The organism is Ramlibacter sp. AN1133, assembly GCF_037890035.1.
Taxonomy (GTDB): domain Bacteria; phylum Pseudomonadota; class Gammaproteobacteria; order Burkholderiales; family Burkholderiaceae_C; genus Ramlibacter.
In genome coordinates, this window is record NZ_JBBKTQ010000056.1 from 1 (window position 1) to 874 (window position 874).

At 65.9% G+C, this 874-nt stretch carries 2 pseudogenes; both read right to left on the bottom strand.

Annotated features, from left to right (window positions below):
- A pseudogene (locus WG923_RS30325) lies at positions 1-674 on the bottom strand (benzoyl-CoA 2,3-epoxidase subunit BoxB); the annotation flags it as partial.
- Positions 675-688: 14 nt separating this feature from the next.
- Positions 689-874 (bottom strand): annotated as a pseudogene (locus tag WG923_RS30330) (2,3-epoxybenzoyl-CoA dihydrolase); the annotation flags it as partial.

Here is an 874-nt window from a genome sequence, read left to right on the forward strand (position 1 = left end):
TCGGCCAGCGCGGCGAGCTGGAACTTGCCGTCGCGGTCGGTGAAGTAGGTGAACATGAAGAAGGACAGCCAGTCGGGCGTCTTCTCGTTGAAGGCCTGCAGGATGCGCGGGTTGTCCTCGTTGCCGCTGCGGCGCTCCAGCAGCGCCTCGCCCTCCTCGCGGCCGTCCTTGCCGAAGTACTTGTGCAGCAGGTAGACCATGGCCCACAGGTGGCGGCCCTCTTCCACGTTGACCTGGAACAGGTTGCGCAGGTCGTACTGGCTGGGACACGTCAGGCCCAGGTGGCGCTGCTGCTCCACGGACGCGGGCTCGGTATCCCCCTGCGTCACGATGATGCGGCGCAGGTTGGCGCGGTATTCGCCGGGCACGTCCTGCCAGGCGGCCTCGCCCTTGTGGTCGCCGAAGTGGATCTTGCGGTCCCTCTCGCCCGGGTTCAGGAAGATGCCCCAGCGGTAATCGGGCATCTTCACGTGGCCGAACTGCGCCCAGCCTTCCGGATCCACGCTGATGGCGGTGCGCAGGTAGACGTCGAAGTCCTGGCTGCCCTCGGGGCCCATGTCCTTCCACCAGGACAGGTAGTTGGGCTGCCACTGCTCGAGCGCGCGCTGCAGCGTCCGGTCCTCGCTCAGGTTGACGTTGTTGGGGATCTTGTCGCTGTAGTTGATCGTGCTCATGTCGGCTCCTGGGATCAGACGCGGTTGAAATCGAAAGCGGCGCGGTCGCCCTTGCCGTACACCTTCAGCGCACCCTTTTCGCCGACGGCGTTGGGGCGCTGGAAGATCCAGTTCTGCCAGGCGGTCAGCCGGCCGAAGATGCGGGTGAACATGGTCTCGGGGCCGTTGAAGCGCAGGTTGGCTTCCAGGCCGGTGAGCGC